The sequence below is a fragment of the Synechococcus sp. R55.4 genome, assembly GCF_047461935.1.
In the GTDB taxonomy this organism is placed as follows: Bacteria; Cyanobacteriota; Cyanobacteriia; order Thermostichales; family Thermostichaceae; genus Thermostichus.
On sequence record NZ_JANSIF010000002.1, the window covers coordinates 87,248 to 108,082 of the forward strand.

At 57.4% G+C, this 20,835-nt stretch carries 18 protein-coding genes; 11 read left to right on the forward strand and 7 right to left on the reverse strand.

What is annotated here, in order from left to right:
• Positions 1 to 91 precede the first annotated feature (91 nt).
• From NW842_RS00915 to NW842_RS00925, 3 genes are all read left to right on the forward strand, one after another.
• Positions 92 to 541 (forward strand): plastocyanin/azurin family copper-binding protein, encoded by a 450-nt coding sequence (locus NW842_RS00915; RefSeq protein WP_414356592.1) that lies wholly within the window; start codon positions 92 to 94, stop codon positions 539 to 541.
• Between the two features lie 66 nt (positions 542 to 607).
• On the forward strand, positions 608 to 3,094 hold the full coding sequence (locus NW842_RS00920) for an HD family phosphohydrolase (RefSeq protein ID WP_414356594.1): 2,487 nt from the start codon (positions 608 to 610) through the stop codon (positions 3,092 to 3,094).
• Positions 3,095 to 3,315: 221 nt separating this feature from the next.
• Positions 3,316 to 4,533, forward strand: a complete 1,218-nt coding sequence (locus NW842_RS00925) for a glycosyltransferase (protein ID WP_414417290.1) — start codon at positions 3,316 to 3,318, stop codon at positions 4,531 to 4,533.
• A 111-nt stretch (positions 4,534 to 4,644) separates the two neighbouring features.
• Here the strand turns inward: NW842_RS00925 and NW842_RS00930 are convergent, their stop codons facing one another.
• Both NW842_RS00930 and NW842_RS00935 read right to left on the reverse strand, forming a co-directional pair.
• On the reverse strand, positions 4,645 to 6,390 hold the full coding sequence (locus tag NW842_RS00930) for a peptidoglycan D,D-transpeptidase FtsI family protein (RefSeq protein WP_414417291.1): 1,746 nt from the start codon (positions 6,388 to 6,390) through the stop codon (positions 4,645 to 4,647).
• Positions 6,339 to 6,485 (reverse strand): hypothetical protein, encoded by a 147-nt coding sequence (locus tag NW842_RS00935; protein ID WP_414344636.1) that lies wholly within the window; start codon positions 6,483 to 6,485, stop codon positions 6,339 to 6,341. Before NW842_RS00935 ends, NW842_RS00930 begins: the two co-directional genes overlap by 52 nt.
• A gap of 541 nt (positions 6,486 to 7,026) precedes the next feature.
• Between NW842_RS00935 and NW842_RS00940 the strand changes: the two genes are divergently transcribed.
• The 8 genes from NW842_RS00940 to NW842_RS00975 all read left to right on the forward strand — a co-directional run bounded on the left by NW842_RS00940 (position 7,027) and on the right by NW842_RS00975 (position 15,834).
• The gene (locus tag NW842_RS00940; protein WP_414356598.1) at positions 7,027 to 8,613 is read left to right on the forward strand and encodes an ArnT family glycosyltransferase; all 1,587 of its coding nucleotides are present in this window, start codon (positions 7,027 to 7,029) and stop codon (positions 8,611 to 8,613) included.
• 284 nt (positions 8,614 to 8,897) lie between these two features.
• Positions 8,898 to 9,929, forward strand: coding sequence for an ABC transporter substrate-binding protein (locus NW842_RS00945; RefSeq protein WP_414356599.1), 1,032 nt, complete (start codon positions 8,898 to 8,900; stop codon positions 9,927 to 9,929).
• On the forward strand, positions 9,907 to 10,746 hold the full coding sequence (locus NW842_RS00950; protein WP_414356600.1) for an ABC transporter ATP-binding protein: 840 nt from the start codon (positions 9,907 to 9,909) through the stop codon (positions 10,744 to 10,746). Before NW842_RS00945 ends, NW842_RS00950 begins: the two co-directional genes overlap by 23 nt.
• Positions 10,747 to 10,819: 73 nt before the next feature.
• Positions 10,820 to 12,343 carry an ABC transporter permease gene (locus NW842_RS00955; protein ID WP_414417292.1) on the forward strand — a complete coding sequence of 508 codons (1,524 nt, stop codon included), beginning with the start codon at positions 10,820 to 10,822 and terminating at the stop codon, positions 12,341 to 12,343.
• On the forward strand, positions 12,343 to 12,918 hold the full coding sequence (locus NW842_RS00960) for an aromatic-ring-hydroxylating dioxygenase subunit beta (protein ID WP_414356603.1): 576 nt from the start codon (positions 12,343 to 12,345) through the stop codon (positions 12,916 to 12,918). Before NW842_RS00955 ends, NW842_RS00960 begins: the two co-directional genes overlap by 1 nt.
• A gap of 95 nt (positions 12,919 to 13,013) precedes the next feature.
• Entirely contained in the window at positions 13,014 to 14,357 is a 1,344-nt protein-coding gene (locus NW842_RS00965) for an aromatic ring-hydroxylating oxygenase subunit alpha (RefSeq protein ID WP_414356604.1), read from the forward strand.
• Positions 14,358 to 14,409: 52 nt separating this feature from the next.
• Complete coding sequence (locus NW842_RS00970; protein WP_414356606.1) at positions 14,410 to 14,844, forward strand: ester cyclase; 435 nt, start codon at positions 14,410 to 14,412, stop codon at positions 14,842 to 14,844.
• Positions 14,845 to 15,141: 297 nt separating this feature from the next.
• A complete protein-coding gene (locus NW842_RS00975; RefSeq protein WP_414417293.1) occupies positions 15,142 to 15,834 on the forward strand; it encodes a phytanoyl-CoA dioxygenase family protein in 693 nt (230 codons plus the stop codon).
• A gap of 211 nt (positions 15,835 to 16,045) precedes the next feature.
• Here the strand turns inward: NW842_RS00975 and NW842_RS00980 are convergent, their stop codons facing one another.
• From NW842_RS00980 to NW842_RS01000, 5 genes are all read right to left on the reverse strand, one after another.
• Entirely contained in the window at positions 16,046 to 17,410 is a 1,365-nt protein-coding gene (locus NW842_RS00980) for a gluconeogenesis factor YvcK family protein (RefSeq protein WP_414373544.1), read from the reverse strand.
• Complete coding sequence (gene rapZ, locus NW842_RS00985) at positions 17,403 to 18,386, reverse strand: RNase adapter RapZ (protein ID WP_414417294.1); 984 nt, start codon at positions 18,384 to 18,386, stop codon at positions 17,403 to 17,405. Before rapZ ends, NW842_RS00980 begins: the two co-directional genes overlap by 8 nt.
• Positions 18,387 to 18,496: 110 nt before the next feature.
• Positions 18,497 to 19,201: an endonuclease III gene (gene nth, locus NW842_RS00990; protein ID WP_414417295.1), complete on the reverse strand. Its 705-nt coding sequence runs from the start codon at positions 19,199 to 19,201 to the stop codon at positions 18,497 to 18,499.
• A 6-nt stretch (positions 19,202 to 19,207) separates the two neighbouring features.
• On the reverse strand, positions 19,208 to 20,305 hold the full coding sequence (gene rseP, locus NW842_RS00995) for an RIP metalloprotease RseP (RefSeq protein ID WP_414417296.1): 1,098 nt from the start codon (positions 20,303 to 20,305) through the stop codon (positions 19,208 to 19,210).
• Between the two features lie 132 nt (positions 20,306 to 20,437).
• Positions 20,438 to 20,680, reverse strand: coding sequence for a NifU family protein (locus NW842_RS01000; protein ID WP_011432622.1), 243 nt, complete (start codon positions 20,678 to 20,680; stop codon positions 20,438 to 20,440).
• Positions 20,681 to 20,835 lie beyond the last annotated feature (155 nt).

The window sequence follows — 20,835 nt, forward strand, 5'->3', positions numbered from 1 at the left end:
AAAATCTCTCCACCCACCGCTCGAGCTGCTATCTTGAGTTTCCAAGCTACTCCCCTCAGCGGGAGAGAGTTTTTGATTCCATGGTGTTGCCATGTTAAGCAGGTTCTGTCGTTTCCTGGTGTTGGGAATTTGGCTATCGGTTCTCATGATTGGGATCCCGCATCCGGTATGGGCGCGGGATCTCTCCAGACAAACGCCGCAGGAGAAGGTTATTGAGTTGGGTACTGCCGACAATCAGTTGGTGTTTGCGCCCAAGGAACTGTCTTTTCACAACGGCAGCCTCTACCGTCTTCGCCTGAGCAACCCCAGCCAATTGAAACATTATTTCAGCGCCAAAGATTTTGCCGATGCCGTTTGGACCCGTAAGTTGGAAGTGGCCGGTGTGGAAATCAAGGGCCAGATCCGAGAATTGGAACTGAAGCCAGGCGCTTCGGTGGAGTGGCAATTTATTCCCCTGAAATCTGGAGTCTACGCTTTGGTTTGCACCATTCCCGGCCATGCAGAAGCAGGTATGGTGGGGCAGATTACCATCGGCGATTGAGATCCTCTTCCTGGGCTACCCGGCCAAAAGGGGATAGAAAAGAGAAAGACGCTGCCAGGCCAATCCATGAAAAACCCGCTCACGCCCAAAGCCCTTCGCGCCACCGACGCGAACGCGGAACACTGGACTCGGCGACGCCAGGCAGCTTCCCCTCGAAAGAGCAGGCCCCCCCTTTCGGAGCGGATTGCCGGCTATGCCCTCGCGCTTCTCTCCCTCACTGCCGTCCACGGGATCCGCTACTACAACGAACCACAACTGACCGTCGGCAGCCGCTCCCCGCAGACGTTTCTCGCCCCTGCTGCGGCGGAGATTGAAGATGTGGAGGCTACCCAGGCCCGACAAGCTGAGGCGCGACGGCGGGTGGTTCAGGCCCTCAAAATCAACAGCACCGCCAACGACAGCATGCGGCAAAACCTGGAGGGTCTCCTGGCTGAGGTGGAGGCCATCCGCCAAGAGGCAGGGCCTCTGCCCTATGTTTCTGTCCAGTTGCTGTCTCTGCCAACGCAGATCTACCTGCGCCAGCTTTCCCCGGAGGAGTGGGAACCCTTCCAGGCTCGCGCCCGACAAGAGGCCATCCGCGGAGCCACCCCATCTCCTTCAGAAGAGCCCTCTTCTGGGCGACCGGAGCAGCTGGAGCAGCGGGCCAAGCAGGAGCTTGTTGAGGTTTGGCAGCGGGCTTGGTTGGATGGATCGGCCACCCAGATGGCGGGGACGGATCCCTATACTCAGCTAATTGCCCAGGTGGAAGCGGCGCAACGGCGCTATCAAGCGGCTTTGCCGGCTCTGGAGCAGCTCACCCCCCCTGTTCCGGCCACAGTTCTCAATTTGGCAGATGCGGATTGGCAGCATTTGCAAACCTTGAGCCGGCGGGTCTTGGAGCGCCTGCAGAAGATAGGGATTGTGGATGGCCTGCCCCGCGAAGTTCGCGCCGAAGGGATCCAAGCCCAACTGGACGATTTGATGTTTCCGGGCAATGCTGCCCAACGACAGGAGTTGCAAGGGCTGGTCTATCAGTGGCTGCAGCAGGTGCTCATTCCCAATGTGGAGGTGGATCCCCAGCGCACCGAGCAGCGCATTCGCGCCGAGCTGGAAAAAGTCGAGCCGGTTCTGATCTCGGTTGCCGAGAACCAGGTGATCGTGCGAGCAGATCAGGTCATCACTCCCGAAATTTTTCTCATCTTGGATCACTTTGGGCTTACCCAGCGCGGGATCAACATCTGGGGCTTGGTGGGAGTGGCCGGCGTGATGGGCATGGGCCTGGCTGTCTTTGTGCCTCTGCAACAACGCTTGAGGCCGGGATTGCGCCGCCGGGATCGAGTGTTGATCCTCATGGTTTCCCTGACCGCTCCCCTGTTGGCGGCCTTGTTCAAGCTGGAGTTCAGCTCCTTGCCGGCGGTGGGGCTGTTGCTGGGCAGTTTTTACGGGGCAGGGCTGGGCCTGGTGGTGGTGGTGGGCCAGGCGTTGTTTTTGCCCTTGGTCTCCTCTGCCAACCTGCTCACCGTCGTGCCCTTGTTGTCCGGCAGTGTGGTGGCCTCTGCCTTGGCCGGGCGTTCCCGCTCCCGAGAAGAGCTGGCCTTGCTGGGGGGAGGAGCGGCAGCGGTGCAGATGCTGGCCTACGGGGCGGTTAGCTTGGCCGCCACCGGCGGCATCGACCTGTTGGCTATGGCTTTGGCGGGGGGAACCAGCCTGGGGTGGAGCATTGTTGCCCTGGGAGCCAGCCCCTACCTGGAGCGCCTATTTGACTTAGCCACCCCCATTCGTCTGATCGAGTTGAGCAATCCCAATCGCACCCTGTTGCGGCGACTGGCTGCAGAGGCCCCCGGCACCTTTCAGCACACTCTGTTTGTGGCCACTTTGGCAGAACGGGCTGCCCAAAAGCTGAACCTCAACGTGGAGCTGGTGCGCACCGGCACCCTCTACCATGACATCGGCAAGATGTTGCAGGCCCGCTACTTCATCGAGAACCAGATGGGCAGCCTCAACCCCCACGCCCAACTGGACGATCCCTATCGCAGCGCTCAGATCATCAAGGCCCACGTCAGCGATGGCCTGCGCCTGGCCAAGCAATACAACCTGCCTACCGCCGTCCAGGCGTTTATCCCTGAGCACCAGGGCACAATTCTGATTGCCTACTTTTACCATCAAGCCCAGATGAAAGCCGGGGATCAGCCGGTGCCCGAAGAACCGTTCCGCTACGATGGCCCGATCCCCCAGAGCAAGGAGACGGGGGTGGTGATGATGGCCGATGCCTGTGAAGCCGCCCTGCGCAGTATGACCTTGAGCGATGGCTTCGGCCCCGATGTGGTCGAGCGGGCAAAGGCTGTTGTCCGCAAAATTGCCCAGGCCCGCTGGCAAGATGGCCAGTTGGTTGACAGTGGGCTGACGCTGGAGGATTTGGAGGTGGTGGCGGACGCTTTTGTGGAGGTCTGGCGGGAATCCAACCACGAGCGCATTCCTTATCCCAGTTTCACCCCTGCCCCCTCGCTGCCTGAGACTCCTTCTGCTCAGGCCCAGATCCCGGTGTTGATGAGCCCCTCTACGGGATCCCCTTAGCCAGGTGACCTCTCCCGTTCGCGTCAGTGAGACGGAGTCCTCAGAAGCTAAGTAGGTGGAGAAAGGTCTAGCCCTGCGGCTCATCGATCAGTACGATAGGGGATCGTTCTGTGGATCCAATGTGAACCAAGGCAGTCCTGGGATCTGCAGCCCTGGGCTGAGAGTCTTTGTTTCATTGTTTTTGGATGGCCTGCTGTTCGCGTCAGCGGGACTGAGTCTTTATGCCTTATGCAGCTCCTGCTTCATCCACCCATCCCCCTGTAGTCCCTCTTCAGATCCCGCCTTTGTCTTGCCCCAGCCCTGTGCAACTTTCGCTGGTCATTCCCACCTACAACGAAGCCTCTAGCATTGGCAGCTTGGTCAGACAATTGTGCGCCCACCTCGACACGATTCTACCGGGGGCCTATGAGCTGATTGTGGTGGATGACAACAGCCCGGATCACACCGCCAAGTTGGCCCAGGAGCTGCAGGAGGAGTTTCCCCAACTCAGCGTTATCTGCCGGCAGCGGGAACGGGGCCTGGCTACAGCAGTGGTGCGAGGATGGCAGGCTGCCTGCGGAGAGGTGCTGGGGGTTATGGATGGGGATTTGCAGCATCCGCCGGAGATCATCCTCAAATTGTGGCTGCTCATCCAGAAGGGGGCAGATCTGGCGGTGGGCAGCCGCTATGCGGAGTCGGGGGGGGTGAGCCACTGGAGCTTGGGCCGACGCATCGTCTCCCGTGGGGCCCAATGGATCGGGTTGGCTCTGCTGCCAGGGATCTTCAGCCGTGTTTCCGATCCGTTGAGCGGACTGTTCCTGGTCAGACGCCAAGCCATTGCCGGGATCCCGCTCAACCCCAAGGGTTACAAGCTGCTGATCGAGGTGCTGGCGCGGGGCCGGGTGAAAACCATTGCTGAAGTCGGCTACATCTTTCAGGAGCGCCAAAACGGGGAGAGCAAAATCCAACTGCAAACTTGTCTCCAATATCTCCACCACCTGATGGTGCTGCGCTTTTCGCTAGGGCAGGTGGGATCCTTTTTGCGCTTCAGCACGGTTGGCCTATCCGGCACCTTGGTGGACATGGCTTTGCTCTATGTTTTGCACGATCCCACCAACTTAGGATGGGATCTCATAACCAGTAAGCTGGTTGCTTCGGAGGTGGCCATTCTCAATAACTTCCTCTGGAACGACCTGTGGACTTTTCGCCATGTGACCCGCTTGCAGCCGGGGCTCTTGAATCGCCTGAAGCGGTTGGCGAAGTTTAACGTTATCTGCTTAATTGGCTTGGTTCTCAACACTTCACTGGTGACCTTGCTGAGCGAGCGCTTGGGCATTCATTATTTGTTGGCCAACTTAATTGCCATCGGTATTGTTGTATTCTGGAACTTCTACCTCAACTCCAAGCTGAGCTGGAGGAGTGCAGAGGTTAAGTCGGACTCTGTGGGTGGCCAGTCTTGAGTATGGCTTTTTCCAGGAAGAGCCAATCCGGAGGTATGGGCATTTCGCTCATTTCCTCACGGTCTGGGCCCCCTTTGGCATCCACCTTCGCCCCTTGTTCCTATGGCTGCGCTAAGTAGAGTTAGGGCGGATCCCCTCTAGGGCGATGATCTCCTGGATCACCGAGCGAACAACGGGAGCAGCCGTCGTCGAGCCGAAGGCATCTTCCCCCTGGGGCTCGTCGATCACCGCCAAGATCACGTAATTGGGGCGAATGGCCGGGAAATAGCCCACAAAACTGGTGATGCGCTTGCCGGGCAAATAGCCCCCCCGTGGCCCGGCTTTCTGGGCAGTGCCGGTTTTGCCGCCGATCTCATACCCCTCGATCTTGGCCGATTGCCCCGTGCCAAAGTCCACCACATCCCGCATTTGGATACGCACTGCCAGCGTGGCTTGCTCGGATAGTACCCGCACCGGCTGCGGCTGCGGGGATCCCCAAACCAAAGTATCCGTATCCTTCTCCACCAAGCCTCGCACCACATGGGGCTGCACTTTCAGTCCGCCGTTGGCAATGATGCAGTGCATGGCAGCCAACTGTAGAGGGGTAAGGGCCAGCCCCTGGCCGAAAGCGACAGTGGCCCGCTCCACCGGCACCGTAACAAACTGTCGCAGCGGTTTCAAACGGCTGGCCGGCTCAAAGGGCAAATCCACGCCACTGCGCTCGTTGAACCCCAGCCGCACCAAGGCATTGTAGTACTGGCGGGGATCCAGCTTGCGCATCAGGTGTACCATACCCACATTGCTGGATTGCCGCAGGATATCCGTGACGCTCATCCAGCCATGGGCCCCTCGCTGGTGGTAGTCGTAATTTTGAATGGGCCACTGACCGATGAGAATCCGACCCTCGTCATAGACCCGTTCATCTGCTGTAAAGGCTCCAGCATCCAACCCAATGGCAATGTTGATGGGCTTGAAGGTGGATCCCGGCTCATACAAATCCGTTACGGCCCAGTTGCGAAAAAGACCGGGGTCATACTCGAAGTAGCGGTTGGGATCGTAGGTGGGCTCGCTCACCAGCGCCAGGATTTCCCCTGTCTGTGGCTGGAGGACAATCACCGTGCCCCGCAGGGCTCGAAACCGCTCCAGTTGCACTTTCAGGGCAGCGCGGGCAGCTCTTTGCAGGCGCATATCTAGGGTAAGTTGCAGCACCGTCTCGCGGGATTGCAGCAGCCCTTCCGGCACCTCGGCAGCCAACAGTCGTCCGTAGCCATCGCGAGGAATGGTAACAGGCTGAACAGTACGCTCCAGCAGCTCTTGCCGGGAATATTCGACTCCCGCTTGGCCCTGATGATCCAGATCCACATAGCCCACCACCTCGGCGGCCATCTCTTTTTGGGGGTAAATGCGTTGCCGCTCGCTCACCAGCTCCAGGCCATCCAGATGCAGAGCCTGAATTTGATCTGCCACCTCCTGGGATACCCAGCGCTCCACCCGCACTGCCTGATTGGCCGATAGCCGCTGCGCCAGTTGCTCTACTGGACGCCGCAACAGGGGAGCAAGAGCGGTGGCAATTTCCTCTGGAGTGCGTTTGCCAAAGAGGCGGGGATGAGCCCAGAGAGTATAGACGGGGCGATCTACGGCCAGCAATTCTGCCTGCTGCTTGGCAATAGAATGACGATCCACAATTGAGCGACGAGGAATGAAAGGTCTTAGCTGGGCTCGCTGCTGGGCTTCGGCTCGCTGCTGCAACAGGGGTGCCTGTTGATGTTGCAAATAAACCAGACGTGCTCCTGTTACAAATACGGCGATGATTAAAGCCAGTCCGGTCATGCCGGCGCGAAAGTCAAGCTGGCGGGCCGTCGGGATCCGCTCCCCCAAGAGCCATCCCAGCGCTGTTCCCCACTGCCTAGAGCTTCGCGGTGAAGGGATCCAAGAACCTCTGCGTCGGCGCCGTTGAGCAAGTTGCCGGCCATTTTGCCTTGTCTCCAGAGATTTCGGCACAGGCCGCCCTACCCTAGCCCTAGGTCTGCCTTCCATTGCAATCCTCACATGAGCACCACCGCTAGTTTGGCGCTCATCCCTCTGTTATGCCACCCCACAGCTTTTGGAAGAGACCTTGGGATCCCGAAAAGCAGCCAGGACATTTTAGAGGTATTGGAGATAACATAATACCTCAGAACATGAATTAGGTGCGGGCAAGTCCTCAGACTTTTCGCACTTGGATCCACAGTTTTAAATCACATTCAAAAGAAACTGGGAGGACATGAAAAACCCAACTCACTTGCGTACATTCAACAGCTCAAACCTTTAACTTGCTTGATTTAAAACCTCTTCCTGGCGCTTTGTGATGACAGTGAATCAGAGGCGCGGGCAGAGGCCGAGAAGCTGGGTCAATTTTTGGGGTGTCCGGTCATTTTTTTGCGGGAAACAAAGTCATAGTGCTAGAGGGACGTAGCCCCGAGAGGTATTCAAGGTAAGTTAGATCTGTCCATCTGCCCATAGGGATCCCCTCCATTGCCTAGAGCGGTTTGGCTAATCCTGGGGTTGGGCTTGTTCATGCGGGGCCTGGTGGCTGCCCTTTTGCCGCCGGGCTTTGACGAAGCCTACTACTACCTCTACACCCGCCATCTGGATTGGAGCTATTTTGACCATCCGCCGCTGGTGGCCTGGACAACGGGCTTGGGGCCTGCCTTGACCGGTCAGGTGTCGGCTTTTTCTATTCGACTGGGATCCCTGCTGCTCTATTCTGGCTCTTCCCTACTCCTTTACTACACCGGAGCACGCCTTTTCTCTGATCAGGCAGGACTGATCAGCTTGGCGGCCATCAGCATCGCGCCGATCCTTTGGATTGGGTTTGGGGTGCTGACCTTGCCGGATAGCCCGCTGATCTTTTTTACGGCAGCAACCTTGTGGGTGGCCGCTCAGGAGTTTTTTCCGGCTCCTTTGGGGCAGGGGAAATTGGGAGTCTATGGGGCGGCTCGCTATCGGCCAGGGCCTAGGCTAGCGCTCATAGGTCTCTTGGTGGGGCTGGCCTGCTTGGGGAAGTACCACGGCTTGGCTTTGGGGTTCGGCCTGGTACTCTTTTGTCTGCTCAGCCCAGTTCATCGCTGTGCCTTGAGGTCGGGCTGGACGGTGCTGGCGGTGCTGGGTTTTGTGCTGGCCTTCAGCCCGGTGCTGATCTGGAACGCCCAGCAGGATTGGGTCTCCTTTCACTTTCAGGCGGGGCGGGCGGTGCCGGAGGCAGGGTATCAACTGCAAGCGCTGGGGCTGACGATCCTTTCTGAAATCTTTTACCTGTTCCCCAGCTTGGGGATCCCTTTGGGGTGGGCGAGTTTGGCAGGGACGGGTCGGGTGGCCCTGCAGATTCTCCGCGGGATGCGGCTGACGGATGAAGAGCTCAAGCACCTTTTGATCCTGGCCTGTGGATTACCGCTGGTGTTGGCCTTTACCTTGATGGGAGGCTACCGGCCCATCTTGCCCACCTGGCCCATGCCGGGGTTTTGGGTGCTGACGCTGCTGCTGGGATCCTTCTGGGAACGGTGGCCGGGAGCGAAGCGAACCTTAGTGGGGACGGCAGTGATGGTGAGTTTGGTGGTGGGGGTGGGGCTGGCCCATGTGCGCTATGGCCTGCTGCAGGCTCCTGGCGGGCTGGGCCTGTGGCCCGTGGAGCAGGATCCCTCTACTCAGCTCATTGAAATTGAGCAGTTGCGGCAGCGGTTTCGGACGGATCCCCGCCTGGCTCAGGCCCTTGAGGAGGCAGAGTTCGTTTTTACCAATGTCTATTTTTTGGGCGGTCAGATCGCCATGGCCCTGGCTCCGCTGACGGACAAGCCTCTGACCTGCCTGGATGCAGATTTGCGGGGCTTTGCCTTTTGGTCGCAGCCGCAGGATTGGCTGGGGCAGGATGGGCTGCTCATCACTTCCAAGTTGTTCCAGCCGAGGGCAGGGATCCCAGCCACCTATGGCGACTACTTTGCCCAAATCGAGCCTGTGGCCGAGGTTCCCCTGGTGCGGGCAGGGGCGGTGGCGCAGACCTTTCAAGTGTACCTGGCTCGACAGATGGGCAAACCCTATCCCCGTCCTTATTCCCGCCTGCAATAACAGCCAAGGATATCCTTACCCTGTCCTCAAGCAGATTTTTCTGACTTCACGTAAGGTCTGTAGCTGTGTGGGTTCCCAATCCGCCCAGCGAATGCATCTGTTTAGACTTTTGGATATCTTCCATGGGATGTCAGCAGACCAAAGGCTGGGGATTTGATGGATTTTATACTTATCAATTGTGCTTAGCAACTTATATGGGTATCGCCAGATACAGTATGGCTTTTCCTCATGCTGCAAGGTTATGAGCAGTGTCCTGATCCACTACTTGCGATATGGACTTCATCATGGATAGATTTCGTGTTTTCTCTCGCCGTAGAGCCATCCAGACGCTTGGAGCTGGTGGAGCCTTGCTTGCTGGCTTCTCTCTATTGCGCTCGCCCCACAGCAGGGCTTCCACCAGCACTTCCATACCGGTAGGTTTTCAACTCTCTTGGCTCCACTCAGTTCAGTTTGGGGGCAGTTACATTGCCCAGAGCAAAGGTTACTGGGCTGAACAAGGGCTAGAGGTAACCTTGATGCCCGGTGGCCCTAACGCTCCTGTTGAGCCACCTGTGGTGAGTGGCAGTGCTCTGATGGGTATCTCGGCAGCCGACTACACCGCAGCCGCTGTTTCCCAAGGAGCTCCTTTCAAGATCATTGCGGTAGCAATGCAGAAGAACCCCTTTGCCATAGCCTCGTTGCCGCGCAACCCGGTAAACGAGCCAAGGGATCTGGAGGGCAAGAGGATTGGTATGGCCACCGCCAATACCCCTGTGTTGCAGGCTCTTTGCACCCTTAACAATGTGGACATCAACCGAATTACCATCATCCCTACTCAGTACGATGCAGCTCCGTTGGTGAATGGCGAGGTAGATTGCTTGCTGTGTTGGCTCACGGATTTGCCCGTAGCCATGACTGTGCAGGGGATCGATAACGTCACCATGCTCATGGCTGACTACGGCTATACCGTCCACAGCCAAACCTACATTGTGCTGGCAGAAAGCCTAAAGACTCGCCGGGATCAGGTGATTAAGCTATTGCGGGGAGAGATCAAGGGCTGGCAAGACTACAAAGCTAATACTGATGCAGCAGCGAGATTAACTGTAGAGATGTTCCCCGATGCTGGTCTTGATCTGAAGACTCAACAACTGCAGGCGAGAGAACAACTGAAGCTGATGTTCTCTGATTTGACCGACAAAAATGGCTTCGGCTGGTTTACGGAGGAAACGGTGGCCGCCAATGTAGAAACCCTCGGCCTTTTGGGGAAAGAGGTCAGCCCGGCGCTCTGGGATCGCTCAATCTTAGAAGAAATCTATGCCGGTAAATCTACCCTTTAAGCCTGCCAATCGATCCGTCACCTCTCCTGTCCGGTTCGAGGCTCAACCTCCAGAGGTACGAGTCCTTGGCGCGGCTAAGACTTTTGGCCGCGGCCCAACCCGCGTATCTGCCTTGGCGAATGTCGATCTGCGGCTAGAACCGGGATCCCTGACGGCATTGGTAGGGCCGTCAGGTTGTGGCAAGTCTACCCTGCTGCGGGCTATTGCTGGTTTGGAAACGCTCTCCTGTGGGGAGGTGTTAATTGATGGTCAGCCCCCGCTGGTGGCTCAAAAACGTGGCGAGATCGCGGTAGCCTTTCAGGATCCCTCGCTGCTGCCTTGGCGGACAGTGAGTTCAAACGTGGCTCTGGCTCAAACGCTGGCCCGTCAACCTGTGGATAGGGCTGCAATTCGGGATTTGCTGGCGCGGGTAGGTCTAGAAGGATTTGAACGAGCTAAGCCTGCTGAACTCTCGGGAGGTATGCGGCAGCGGGCGGCTATTGCCCGCTGCCTGATCACTCAGCCTCGGCTATTGCTATTGGATGAGCCTTTTGGAGCAGTGGATGAGTTAACCCGCCGTCGGCTCAATCTGGAGTTGCCCCAACTGTGGGAAGAACGAGGAGCAACGATTCTTTTGGTCACTCACTCCATTGAAGAGGCTGTGCTGCTGGCTGATGAAATTGTGGTCATGAGTGCGCGGCCAGGTCGAATTGTAGCTCACATTCCAGTGAAGCTCCCCCGTCCCCGCCAGCCTCAGGTGATGCGCTCTTCTGAGTTTCACCACTTGGTCGTTCAAGTCTTGGAGGCACTGGGCTTGGAGCAGGGAATGCAGAGATGAGGTGGTCATGAACAACCTATGGCTTCGGCAAGCAAGAAGTCTGCCTGGGTGGATAAGCGGCCCGCTCGTCTTCATGGGTTTGTTGTCGATTTGGGAATTGTTTGTGCAGCAGCAGCTCTCGGATCGATATATTCTGGCAGCTCCCAGCCAGATTGCAGAACGCTTGGCCAGTCACCCCGAGTTGTACACTCGGGCGCTACTGGTGACCCTACGCGAGGCAGCCCTAGGTTTTGTCTATGGCAATGGGGTGGCCATCCTATTGGCGTTGCTGGTGGCTCTGTTTCCTGTGAGTGAACGGCTGGTGCAAAACCTAGCTTTGGTGGTGTTTTGCCTACCCATTGTGGCGACAGGCCCGGTGTTACGGGTGATGTTTGGCACCTCAGATGCCCCTCAGATCACGCTGGCAGCGCTGGCGGTCTACTACACCACCTTTGTGCCTTTGGTGGTGGGATTGCGGGCCGTTCCTGCTGCTTGGGGGGATCTGGTAGCAAGTTATGGTCGAGGACGACTGGCCATGTTGCGCTATGTGCGACTGCGTGCTGCAGTGCCCTATTTAGTGGCAGGCTTGCAGGTGGCGGCACCAGCAGCAGTGCTGGGGGCTATGGTAGGAGAGTTTACGGGGGCTGAGCGAGGCATGGGGGTACTGGTGATCCAAGGGATCCGCTCCTTAGACGTTGTAGCCATATGGACAGTAGCCAGCCTGGCGACAGCCGCCTCAATTGCGGTTTATTTTCTGGTCGTGGCTTTCGGGTGGTGGCTCTCTCCGGGGGCTCCACCCCCGCTGCTGACAGCTCGACCGGATCCCAAATCTGCCCACACCAATGGCTGGATGACTCTGGGAATGGGGCTGCTGACAGGGCTATTCATCCTGTTGCTGTGGCAGGTGGGCATGGATTGGCTACATCTAAACCCCTTTTTCGCCAAGCGACCGGGGGATCTCTGGACTTTTTTGGTCACCCACCCTGGGGCTAGAGCCCATCGAGAACAACTGTTGCAGGCGATGGCGGCTACTCTGCAGGTGACAGTGCCTGGGTATTTTGCTGGGTTGGCGGTGGGTATGCTCACGGCTTGTCTGTTTGAATTGTTCCCACTGGTGCAGCGTGCGGCAATGCCGGTGATGATTGCTCTCCGTTCGGTGCCGATCATTGCCACAGCTCCCCTGATCATCATCCTGTTAGGGAGGGGAATGCTCAGCTTGATCACACTGGTAGCAGTGATGACTTTCTTCCCGACGTTGATTGCCTGTGCTCAAGGTTTACGGCAAGTGCCGGGACAGGTGCTCGATGTGTTTGCCAGTTTTGCCTCTCACCGGCTGAGAGTTTTGCTCCTGGCCAGGATCCCAGCAATGCTGCCGGCCTTTTTTGCTGCGGCCAGAATTGCGGTGCCCACAGCAGTTTTGGCGGCAACGGTAGCCGAATGGCTGGCTACAGGTACTGGTGTGGGTAATTTGATGGCTCTCACCTACTCCACCAGCAACTACAGCATGCTGTGGAGTGGAGTGGTGATGCTGACCTTATCATCGGTGGTGGGGTATGGCTTGGTGGCGGCGGTGGAGCGATTGGTACTTTTACAGATGGCACCTGAGCAGGTGGTGTGATGAGTGCCCAACACGTCTCTGGTCTTGAGCAGGTTAAGGCACTCTATGACGATTTGGCAGCCGTGCGAGATTGGGTGCTAGCTGCTCCACCGGCCACTGATGAGGTTTTGATAGCAGCCGCAAGACGGTTTTTATCTTTTGAGGCGCGGTTGTTGGATGGGAAGCGTTTTGAGTCCTGGCTGGAACTCTGGGCTCCAAGGGGGTGGTACTGGATCCCGTTGCGGCAGAATAGCCATCCTGCTCAGGATCAAGCTTTGTTTTTGGACGATCGACGACGCCTACAGGAGCGGGTCGGGCGTATGCAGGATCCTTACGCCTGGGGGATCCAACCTCTGCCGCAGGTGCTGCGGGCCATCACCAACGTGGAAGCCTGGAAAAGCCCGGCAGAGGAGGTGCTGAGCAGCAGTATTCTGACTCTTCATGTTTTTAAGGGGTCAAGCTCAGGGGCTCACCTAGTAGCTGCTCACCAGATTCACCTTTTGTGTCAGCAGCCAGAGGGTTTTCAGATCCTGCGCAAAATCATGCTCATACCAGAATTGGCCCAGGGATCCCCTCATTTGGGCTGGCTTTTGTAGTCGAGAAGCTCTTTGCGGTGGCCGGTTTTGAGAGCATTTGGGTAACTAAGAGGTGGGTAAAGGCAAGAGAAATAGATAGCCAAAGTTGGAGACCCATGGTTCAAAGTCAACACGCTGTTTTAGACTTAGATTTTCTGATCCAACTGGGACAGGTACATCGCTCCCTATACACGGATCCTGAGGTGTTTGCTCTGGAGATGAAGCGTGTTTTTGGCGTCACTTGGGTTTATCTTGCCCATGAGAGCGAGTTCCCTCAGCCGGGATGCTTTCTTCGTCGTCGCTTGGGAACCCGGCCCATTCTCCTGACGCGGGAACGGGATGGGCAAGTCTATGGCCTCTTCAACCGCTGTACTCACCGGGGCACTTTGCTGGTCACTCAGGATAAGGGATCCGCGAAGCACTTGAGTTGCCCTTACCATGGCTGGTGTTTCGCATTGGATGGTCGCCTCAAGAATTTGCCAGTGGCTCAAAGCTACGCCAACCCTGATAAACCGACCTTCAACCTCGGACAATTACAGGTGGAATCTTATCGAGGGTTTGTCTTTGGCACCTTGGCCGCAGAGCCGTTGCCGCTGACAGAATGGCTAGGAGCTGCCCGGCCTTGGCTAGATGAGCATTTGGATCGCCATCCCGGCGGCCAAATTCGCGTGCTGGACTCGCCCATTCATCTGGAATTTAAGGGCAACTGGAAGCTGCTCTGGGATAATGCTGCCGATGGTATCCATGCCACTTTTGCCCATCGTTCCTACAACCTTCTGGGCCATCAAGCCGAAACAGAAACGGTACTAGCCCGTAACCCTGCTAAGACCCCTATGGTTAGCCGTACCCTGGGACACGGTCATTGTGTGGTGGATCAACGTCCTGGCCTTCCCGATGGGCCATGGGCAACCATGCGTCAGTTGCCTACCCGCGAGGCCCTGGAGAGATCCCTGTGTGCTCGAGGAGAAGCTTATGCTGAGCTGCTCAATCTGGCCACGGGCAATATGGTTAACCTCAGCCTCTTCCCCAATCTGATCTTGGTAGGCAACCAATTGATGGTAGTGGAGCCGCTGGCTGTAGATCGCACCCGTATCAGCCTTTACCTGGCTGTAGCTGAAGGGGTTCCCCAAGAGATCAACCTATTGCGACTGAGGGTAGATGAAGATTTTGTGAGCTTTGGTACCCCAGACGATCTGGCCATTTTCGAGCGCATCCAAGAGGGGCTGGAGATCCCAGAGGAGGAATGGCTGGATATCAGTCGGGGCCACCAAGCCGGAGATCAACTGGATCCCTGGGGCAACATCGTCGGATCCATCGCTACCGAAGCTCCGATCCGCGCTTATTGGCAGGAATGGAAACGACTCATGCGCGAGCCAATTCCCTTGCGAGTGCGACGAGCTTCCGAACAACGCCCAGCCAACTTGACCTCACCCCAGCAAAAGGCTGCAGACTTCACCTAAAGTTGGGAAAAACTGTGTACAAAGTTAACTGTTCCTGAGGAGGATCCCAGTCGTGTCCACAAGTCTTACCCCTGCCGAAATTGTCCGCAACTATCACACTCGTCTCTGGGGCAAAGGAGATCTAAGTGCTGTGGAAGCATTCTGGCTACCTACAGCCAAGGTACACATGACTGGATTTAGTGGCAATGGCGTTGAGGTGGTGAGGGCTGATGTAGAGCGATATTTTGGAGCTTTTAGTCAAGTGGAAACCCAAATCAATCATCTGATTGGTGAAAGAGACTGGGTCGTGTTGCATTGGACAACGAGCGGATTTCACGTCGGCACCTACGATAACATTCCGGCCACCCAGAAGCGAATTACCATGACGGGTATAGATCTGTTTCGCTTAGAAGATGGTCGCTTTGCTGAATGTTGGTCAGTTTGGGATGGCATGTCAGTTTATGAACAACTGGGAGTTCTCAGGCTAGATCGACCAGAATCTTTATAATCTTTAAACTAAACTTCTTCTCTGAATAGCTTACTAACTCTACAATCGTCTGAATAAAATTTGGAGTTTGGGCAAAATAAGTTGAGGAAAAATTTAAGGTGAGTTGATTCGTCTTTTTCGACTTCATGAGATTTCTATAGATAAGCAAGACTCCTGTAAAACAAGAGATATGTCTGTATTGACTGTAGTAAGTGTCGCCGGAAAATTGCAATGCTGAAACTCAAGCCTGGTATGAAAGTCTTGGAAGCTGAGCCAATTTCTACATCTCAGTTAGCTTCTCGGATTCGAGAGGAGGGAGTGGCCATTCTACGCAATGTGATTGACAAAGAAACCTGCGCGGCCTTGATAGACATTATTGAACGATTGCGGGCGAAGCCAAGCCCTCACTTTCGCACTCTTTCTCCGCCCACAGAGCCCATTACCCAAAGTGACTTGTTCCGCTGGCAGGAAGATGAAACCCTGGCAAAACTGGTTACAGAGGGGGTTCTGCCTCAACTTGCCGCACACATATTGGACACGAATAAGGTAATTTTATTGGAGGATCAATTTTTCTATTCTGAGCCAGGATGCCAATTTACTAGCCCTTGGCATCAGGATCACTCTTACCATCCTCTCGAACCTTGGTTTCTAACATTCTGGATCCCTCTAGATCCAGTTGACAGCGACCATGGGTTGCGTGCCGTGGTGGGATCCCATCGGGGGCCTCTTTACGCACCGGTGGAATTTTCTGCGGCAGAGGCGACTTTAGCAGGGGACGGGACAAGCCTGAAGGCTGTTCCTGATATTGATGAGCTGGAAGCAGTCGGGTCTAACATCCTTGCCCCTAGCTTTGAGGCAGGAGATGTGATGATTCTACACTCCAAGACTCTTCATGCAGGTGGAAAAGCTTGTCCATCGGTTTTTCGTCGGCTCTCGATTCGCTATGCGCATCCAGAAATACACTACGTTCAACGGGCCTGGCCAATCGCATCCTTCTGGCAGGAACCATAGAAATACCAGCGGGGTTATGACGGCCAAAACCACATGTTGGAATTGGCCGCTACTCAGCCCGACAAATCGCCCCAGACAAGCGGCAGGCTTCCATAGAGTACAGGCAGGGAAATCACATTATTTCGGATGTGTCAGGGCTGAGCCGCAGGTTTTGGTCAAAGAGAGCTGAGGGGTCTGTCTGAGAATTTTGGGCGATCTATTCAGGGCGAACCTAGAGGGGGCGATGTCTGTCGAACCAGCGCATCAGCATTGCAGCCAAGCGTTCGGGGTTGTGGCGCACCAAGCCGGTCTCTGGATCCTCTTGCATGACGTTAGCCAAAACGGCACGGCAGCCCAGGTAAGCCAGTTTGTCGGGATCCAGCACCACAAACTCAGAACCGCTGCGGCGGTAATGCTCCAAAGCGCGCGGGGAGGGTGGCTCCCGCTGCACCAGCACGCCGTCAAATAGGCGCACTCCTGCCACCCGATCCAAAGCCATGACGTGATCCCCAACGGTATAGCCGTCCGTCTCCCCCGGCTCGGTCATGATGTTGCAGACGTAGATGTGGGGGGCCATATTTTTGGCCAGAGCTTCCACAATTTCCGGTACCAACAGGTTAGGGATGATGCTGGTGTAGAGGCTACCCGGCCCCAGCACCACAAACTCTGCCGCCTCAATAGCCTCGATGACCTCTGGCAAGGCCGGAGGGCTGGGAGGGTCGCAGCCGATTCGGCAAATGCGTCCTCCGGCTTTGGCAATGTTGGACTCTCCCACCACGCGGCGGCCATCGCTCAGCTCCGCCCAGAGGGTAACATCCGCCAGGGTGGCCGGCAGCACCCGCCCCTGAATGGCCAAGACTTGCGAGGTGGCAGTGATGGCCCGAATCAAGTCGCCGCCGGTTACCGCGGTGAGGGCAGTGATGAACAAATTGCCGAAGCTGTGGCCGCTCAACCCTTCCCCCGACTGGAAGCGATATTGAAACAGCTCGGTGAGCAGCTTTTCTTCGTTGGCCAGAGCAGTGAGGCAGTTGCGGATATCGCCGGGGGGCAAAACGCCGATCTCCCGCCGCAGACGCCCTGAGGATCCCCCGTCATCGGCCACCGTGACAATGGCTGTGATGTTGGAGCTGTAGCGCTTCAGACCCCGCAGCAGGTTGGAGAGGCCGGTGCCGCCCCCCAGTACCACAATGCGGGGACCACGGCTGAGACGCCGCCGCGACAACAGCTTATCCACCAGCGCCTCATCTCCCTCGGGGATCAGCACATCCTCGATGGAGCGCATGGCGCTGCGAAACCCCAGCACCACCATCACCAGCCCGATCCCGGTCACCAGGGGGCCACTGATGTTGTTCGGGATCCAAGTGGTGATCAGGCGCAGGGTGATGTCGATCAGCCGCTTCAGACGAAAGATGGGGGTCAACTCCGTCCAGATGGCAATGCCCAGCACCATCAGCAGCACGCCCCCAACCGCCAGGCTCAGCCAGCGTTTAACGGCTAAACCGGGAAAGAGCCATTTCCAGCCACTTCCCGGCCAAGCAGCCTTGCGGCGGCGAATGCCCCAAGCGGCGGACTTGTTGCTGGGCACAGGCTTAGGCATGGGAAGGTGCAGGAACGCCGGCCAAAGGGATCCTAACCTGTTGCTGGGCAACGCCGGCTTCGCCGGGCGCCGGGCCAAAGCGGGCTTCCAGCTCCCGCTGAGAGTCGAGCAGATGGCGATGCTGAACCTGAACATTCAGGTCGGGAAGAACGTGGTTGCCGGCAGGGACAGTCCAAGGCTGCAAATCCTGGGCCAGGCGCTCCACCAGGGCCACCGAGCGGTGCTGACCGCCGGTACAGCCGATAGCCAAAGTCAGGTGGGGGCGACGCTCTGCGCGGTAGTGGGGCCAAAACGCTTTGATCAGGGACAAGATGTGCTGGTAGGTGGATTGTGTGATGGGATCCGCAAACAAGAACTCCTGCAGCAGGGGATCCTGCCCGGTAAGGCGACGCAGATGGGGCTGAAAGAAGGGGTTGGGCAAAAAGCGCACATCAAATAGCAAGTTGGCATCGGGGGGAACGCCGTACTTGAAACCGAAGCTGACCAACCTTAGGTTGAGGGGCTGGGGGATCCCTTGCACCAAAGCTTGCAATTGCTGCCGCAGTTGCTGGGCATTGAGGTCGGAGGTATCCAACCAGTGGGTGCAGCGTTCCCGCACCGGGGCCAGAGCCAGCCGCTCTTGCTCAATGGCCTCCCACAAACCGGCAGCTTCCCCGTAGGGATGGGGACGGCGGTGGGCGCTGAGACGGTTGAGCAACACTGGGGAGCGGGCCTCCAAGAATAGGAAAGGGATCCCTTGCGATTGCACCCAAGCAGCCAGGGTGGGAACTTGATCCCGGTACTCCTGGGCGTGGAGATTCAAGCTGATGGCCAAAGCAGCGTGATGGGTCCGCATCGCCTCAACCAAGGGGATCACCTGGGCAGGCGGGATCCCTTCTAGGCCGGTGTACCCCAGTTGTTCCAACTGCTGGATGGCCAAAGTTTTCCCGGATCCCGTCAGGCCGGCAATGACCAGAACGGGGGGCGCGACTGGCATGGGTTTATCCTGCATGGAGCTTATTCTAGGGCGAGGGGCGGCCAAAACAAGTGCTGCAAGGGAGGGATCCCTGCCGGCTCAGCCATACAGGGCGCCCAGAAACCATCCTCTCAGGTTGGCGAGGCTTTGGTAGCTTTTTTATCCATTTTCTCATCCGGTGCCGCCGATCCCAGAAGAGGAGCGCTGGGGCAGAGATCCGCCAAAAAACATTGCTGGCACAGAGGCCTGCGGGCAGTGCAGATGGCCCGCCCGTGGTCGATCAGACGGATAGACCAGTTCTCCCAATCCGCCTGCGGCAACAACTGCATCAGATCCTTTTCGATGCGCACGGGATCCTCGTGCTCGGTGAGGCCGAGGCGGCGGCTGAGGCGCTTGACATGGGTATCGACGGTAACCCCGGCATGGATGCCAAAAGCATGGGCCAACACCACATTGGCCGTCTTGCGGGCTACGCCGGGTAGGGTGAGCAGCTCCGGCATGGTGCGGGGCACTTGGCCACCGAAATGGCTTAAGATCCTGCGGCAGGCTTCCTGAATGTGCTTGGCCTTGTTGCGATAGAAGCCGGTGGAATGGATGAGAGCCTCGATCTCCTCTCGCGGCGCTGTCGCCAGGGCCTGGGCATCCGGGAAGCGACGAAACAGCTCTGGCGTTACCTGATTCACCCGCTCATCCGTACACTGAGCGGAGAGGATGGTTGCCACCAAGAGCTGCAGCGGCGTCTGGTAGTGGAGGGCACAGGTGGAGTTGGGGTAGTGGCGCTTCAGCCGGAGCAGGATCTCCAAAGCTCGCTGGCGCAAGGCCCGTTTGCTGGCCATCTTCCCCTAGCCCGACCCGGTGACAATGGCGAGGGTGTCTTTGAAGAGCAGCACCACCCCCAATCCCAGCAACAACACCAAGCCCGTCTGCATCACCCGCTCCTCCAGATGCTTGGGCAGCCGTTTGCCGCGAATCGCCTCCAGGATCAAAAAGGCAATGTGTCCCCCGTCCAAGGCGGGCAGGGGCAACAGGTTGAGAAAGGCCAGGTTAATGCTAATCAAAGCGGTGAAATTAAACAGGCTGGCGGCGTCATCGCGGGCCAGGTCGGCCCCGATCTTGACAATCCCCACCGGGCCGGAGACCTGAGCAGCCGTACTTTGGAAATTCTGCAGCAACTGCCGCAAGCCGTTCAGATTGAGCATCACCACCCGCTGGTAGGCATTTCCCGCCTCCGTGAGGATCTCAGCCACGCTCTGGGCGGGGCGCAAGGTCACCTCTTGATTGGGGGCCAAGGTCACTCCAATGGCCACCGTCTCTCCCCGCACCTCTGGGATCACCGTCAATTGCAGGGGATCCCCTTCCCCACGCTGCACCTCCAGGGGAATGGGCCGGTTCTCGCTGCTGCGGATCAGCACCTGAAAATCGTTCAGAGCTGCCAAGGCCGCCGTCTCGTCGGCAATCCCCCTGTAATCGCGATCGGCTGCCTGCAACACCACATCCCCTGCCTTCAGGCCGGCCCGCTCCGCCGGGCTATCGGGCATCACCTGAGGGATGAGAATGCCGGGATGGAGGCGCGTTACCGAGGGGATCCCCACCGAGGCGAACATCAACACCAGCACCAGATAGGCGAAGAGCAGGTTGGCCATCACCCCCGCACTCATCACCACCAGGCGATCCAGCACGGGGCGGTTTTTCAGCAGATCCGGGTCGTCGGGCGGGTAGGGAGAATGTTCATCCTCGTCAGGAAAGCCCACGTAGCCCCCCAGCGGCAGGGCGCGAATGGCGTACTCTGTCTCCTTGCCCTGGTATCGCCACAACACCGGGCCAAACCCCAGCGAGAAGCGGTTGACGTGGATCCCTTGGAGTTTGGCTGCCGCAAAGTGCCCTGCCTCATGCACCAGGATCAGCAGGGCGAGAATGGCGATGGAGAGGAGAACAGACATGCGCTAGCTCTGAAGAAGGCACAGAAGAAAGAAGTGGGGAGCAGAGAGCCACCCGAGGCTATTTATCAAGGCACATAATCCAACACATGATAAAGAACCCTAAAGGAATCTCACAAAAACTTACAGGGCCCCTCAGAATACCTGCTCCACCTCCAAAATATCGGGAATGCTCTCCCGCAACTTGCGCTCAATGCCCATCTTTAGAGTCATGGTCGAGCTGGGGCAGGCTCCACAGGCCCCCTGCAAGCGCAGCTTGACCACCGGGCCATCGATTTCCACCAATTCCACATTGCCCCCATCGGCCATCAAGTAAGGACGCAGCTCGTTCAGGACTTTCTCGACGTTCTCGGTATTGAGTTCCAGTGCTTGTGCCATGGTTGCTTTTAGCCTCGTTGAGATTTGGATTGTAGCGGTTTCTGATACATTCACGCTGAACTCTCCTGAACATGGTTCAGGAAAGAAGCGATCGCATCCTGCCTATCTCTGAGCAGGAAGGCGGTATCCCGCAAAGCCCTGAGGAATACCCCCCG

Excerpts from the sequence above, each read along its gene's own strand:
- NW842_RS00945 (WP_414356599.1), top strand. The coding sequence starts at position 8,898 with ATGGATAGATTTCGTGTTTTCTCTCGCCGTAGAGCCATCCAGACGCTT.
- NW842_RS01000 (WP_011432622.1), bottom strand. The coding sequence starts at position 20,680 with ATGGCACAAGCACTGGAACTCAATACCGAGAACGTCGAGAAAGTCCTG.
- NW842_RS00925 (WP_414417290.1), top strand. The coding sequence starts at position 3,316 with ATGCCTTATGCAGCTCCTGCTTCATCCACCCATCCCCCTGTAGTCCCT.
- NW842_RS00965 (WP_414356604.1), top strand. The coding sequence starts at position 13,014 with ATGGTTCAAAGTCAACACGCTGTTTTAGACTTAGATTTTCTGATCCAA.
- rapZ (WP_414417294.1), bottom strand. The coding sequence starts at position 18,386 with ATGCCAGTCGCGCCCCCCGTTCTGGTCATTGCCGGCCTGACGGGATCC.
- rseP (WP_414417296.1), bottom strand. The coding sequence starts at position 20,305 with ATGTCTGTTCTCCTCTCCATCGCCATTCTCGCCCTGCTGATCCTGGTG.
- NW842_RS00955 (WP_414417292.1), top strand. The coding sequence starts at position 10,820 with ATGGGTTTGTTGTCGATTTGGGAATTGTTTGTGCAGCAGCAGCTCTCG.
- NW842_RS00915 (WP_414356592.1), top strand. The coding sequence starts at position 92 with ATGTTAAGCAGGTTCTGTCGTTTCCTGGTGTTGGGAATTTGGCTATCG.
- NW842_RS00960 (WP_414356603.1), top strand. The coding sequence starts at position 12,343 with ATGAGTGCCCAACACGTCTCTGGTCTTGAGCAGGTTAAGGCACTCTAT.
- NW842_RS00980 (WP_414373544.1), bottom strand. The coding sequence starts at position 17,410 with ATGCCTAAGCCTGTGCCCAGCAACAAGTCCGCCGCTTGGGGCATTCGC.
- nth (WP_414417295.1), bottom strand. The coding sequence starts at position 19,201 with ATGGCCAGCAAACGGGCCTTGCGCCAGCGAGCTTTGGAGATCCTGCTC.
- NW842_RS00950 (WP_414356600.1), top strand. The coding sequence starts at position 9,907 with ATGCCGGTAAATCTACCCTTTAAGCCTGCCAATCGATCCGTCACCTCT.
- NW842_RS00935 (WP_414344636.1), bottom strand. The coding sequence starts at position 6,485 with ATGGCCGGCAACTTGCTCAACGGCGCCGACGCAGAGGTTCTTGGATCC.
- NW842_RS00920 (WP_414356594.1), top strand. The coding sequence starts at position 608 with ATGAAAAACCCGCTCACGCCCAAAGCCCTTCGCGCCACCGACGCGAAC.